This window comes from Streptomyces sp. NPDC058964, assembly GCF_042741275.1.
Lineage (GTDB): Bacteria > Actinomycetota > Actinomycetes > Streptomycetales > Streptomycetaceae > Streptomyces.
In genome coordinates, this window is record NZ_JBHYKH010000679.1 from 1,291 (window position 1) to 3,992 (window position 2,702).

General features: G+C 76.8%; 3 protein-coding genes. 2 read left to right on the forward strand and 1 reads right to left on the reverse strand.

Going from position 1 to position 2,702, the window contains the following annotated elements:
- Both ACFW2E_RS42850 and ACFW2E_RS42855 read left to right on the forward strand, forming a co-directional pair.
- Positions 1-1,059: CoA transferase (locus ACFW2E_RS42850; protein ID WP_384476396.1), on the forward strand; the 1,059-nt coding region annotated here is incomplete at its 5' end.
- Positions 1,060-1,158: 99 nt separating this feature from the next.
- Positions 1,159-2,175, forward strand: coding sequence for a CopD family protein (locus tag ACFW2E_RS42855; RefSeq protein WP_384476399.1), 1,017 nt, complete (start codon positions 1,159-1,161; stop codon positions 2,173-2,175).
- On the opposite strand, the gene ACFW2E_RS42860 is transcribed toward ACFW2E_RS42855, so the two are convergent.
- Positions 2,176-2,702: zinc-binding dehydrogenase (locus tag ACFW2E_RS42860; protein ID WP_384476402.1), on the reverse strand; the 527-nt coding region annotated here is incomplete at its 5' end.

Sequence of the window (2,702 nt, forward strand, 5' to 3'; positions counted from 1 at the left end):
TGGGAGCCCCCCCACGCCAACTACCCGCACCACCGGGCGCGGCTGCTGCGCGCGCTGGGACTGCCCGAGGACGCCTCCAGTCCCGTGGAGGACGTCGCCGCCCGGCTCGCCGAACGGTCCGCCCCGGAGGTGGAGGAGACCGTGTACGGCGCCGGTGGCCTAGCCGTCGCCCTGCGCACGCCCGAGCAGTGGGCCGCGCACGAGCAGTCCGCCGCGCTCGCGGACCGGCCGCTGGTGGAGCGCGAGCGGCTCGATCGAGCACCCGCGCGGGTCCTCGCGCCGGTCGCGGGCACCCCGTTGCTGCCTGCCGCCGGGCTGCGTGTGCTGGACCTGACGCGGGTCCTCGCGGGCCCGGTCGCCACCCGCACGCTCGCCCTGCTCGGCGCGGACGTGCTGCGCGTGGACGCCCCGTCGCTGCCCGAACTCCCCGACCAGCACGCGGACACGGACATCGGGAAGCGGTCGGCGACGCTGGACCTCGCCACCGGCCGCGCGGCCTTCGAGGAGTTGCTGTCCGGGGCGGACGTCGTGGTCACCGGCTACCGTCCGGGCGCGCTGGACCGGTTCGGACTGTCGGCGCGGGAACTGGCCGAGCGGCGTCCCGGGCTGGTCGTGGCGCAGGTGTCGGCGTGGGGCGCGTACGGCCCGTGGGGCGGGCGGCGGGGCTTCGACAGCCTGGTGCAGGTCGCGACCGGCATCGCGGCGATGGAGGGGTCGGCCGGGCAGCCCGGCGCCCTGCCCGCCCAGGCCCTCGACCACGGCACGGGGTATCTGCTGGCGGCGGCGGTGCTGCGGGCGCTGACGGAGCAGTCGTACGACGGCGGGAGCCGGCTCGTGCGGCTGGCTCTGGCCCGCACCGGGGCCTGGCTGACGCACGGGATCGAGCACGGCGCGGCGGGCGACACCGCGTACGACGCGGCGCACCCCCGGCTGGTCGAGCGGGACAGCGCGCTCGGACGGCTGCGGTACGCCCCGACGCCGGTGTCCTTCGCGGGCGGGCCGGCCGACTGGGCGCGGCCGCCGGGGCGGTGGGGGGCGGACGAGCCCCGGTGGGTCTGAGCGCGGGGGTGGCCGGAAACGTACCCGGGGGCGGAATGCCGTCCCCCGGTTGCTTTCCTTTACTTGCCCCGATTTGTGACCGCTGGCGAGGATCCAGGGGTGACGTTGATACGACCGCACGCGAAGGCGGACGGTGCGAGCCCGGCCGGCCGCAGGTCCGGGGCGCTCCGGGCCGCCGCCGCCCTGGCCCTGGTGGCCCTGGCCGCGCTGATATCCCTGCTGGGTCCCACCGCCGCGCTGGACGGCACGGGGGAGGCCGCCGCGCCCGGCGTCGGCGGCATAGCCCTGCTGCGCACGATGCTGTTCACGGCGCTGTGCGTCCCGGTGGGCGAGCTGTTCGTGAACCGGCTGGCCGCCCGGCTGCCCGGCGCGCCCCCGGCCGCACCGCGCAGCTGGTCCCCGTACGCGGCCGCCGCCGGTTTCGTCGCCGCGCTCGGGCTCGCCTCGGTCGTGGCGACCGGAAACCTGGTGCCGCACGGCCTCTCCCAGATCGACGTCGCCGGGCTGTACGGAAGCCGTGACGGCGCGCTCGCGCTGGTGGAGGTCAACGCGTTCTTCGTGGCCGGCCTGTGCGCCCTCTCACGCCGCCCCGGCCTCCAGGTCTGGCCGCTGGCCGCTGTCGTCCTCGCGGAGGCCCTGCGCGCGCACCCCACGACGGAGCACAGTCCGCCGGCCGGCTCGGGCCTGACGCTCGTGCACCTGACGTGCGCGGCGCTGTGGGCGGGCGCCCTGCTGCACGTGCTGCGCACGCTCCGGCTCTGGCGCGGGCCCGGCGGCGAGGCCGGAGCGGCGCTGCTGGGGCGCTACGCGCGCGTGGCCGCCGTCCTGCTCGCGGCGATCACCGCGACCGGAGTGTGGAGCGCCCTGCGCCGGATGCCGCCGGGCACGGTGCTGGACCAGCTGACGACGACGGCGTACGGCCGTGCCCTGCTCGCCAAGGTGATCCTCGTGGCCGCCGTCGCCCTGCTGGCCCTGTGGGCGCGGATCAGGCTGAGCCGGTCCCCCGACCCGCTGAGCGCATGCGTGCCCGCGCGGGTCGAGATCGCCGTCCTCGGCGTGGTGGTCGTGGTCTCCGGGTTGCTGACCGCGCTGCCGCTGCCGATCCGCTGGTCCTGATCAGCCGTTGGTGACCAGCACCTTGAGCGCGGTGCGCTCGTCCATCGCCTTGTAGCCGTCCGGCACACCCTCCAGGCCCACCGTCAGGTCGAAGACGGGCGAGGGGTCGACGGTGCCGTCCAGGACGTCGGGCAGCAGCTCCGGGATGTAGGCGCGGACCGGCGCGACGCCGCCGCGCAGCGCGATGTTCCGGTCGAACATGACGCCGAGGTCGAGTCCGGTGCCGCTGCCGTGGGGCACGCCGACGAAGCCGATCGCGCCGCCGTCGCGGGTGATGCTGACCGCGGTGCGCATCGACTGCTCGGTGCCGACCGCCTCGACGACGGCGTGCGCGCCCTGGCCGCGGGTGAGTTCGCGGACGGCCTCGACGGCCGCGTCCCCGCGCTCGGCGACGACGTCGGTGGCGCCGAACCGCCGGGCGATGTCGGTGCGGACCCGGTGGCGGCCGAGCGCGATGATCCGCTCCGCGCCGAGGCGCTTGGCGGCCAGCACGGCGCACAGACCGACGGCTCCGTCCCCGACCACGG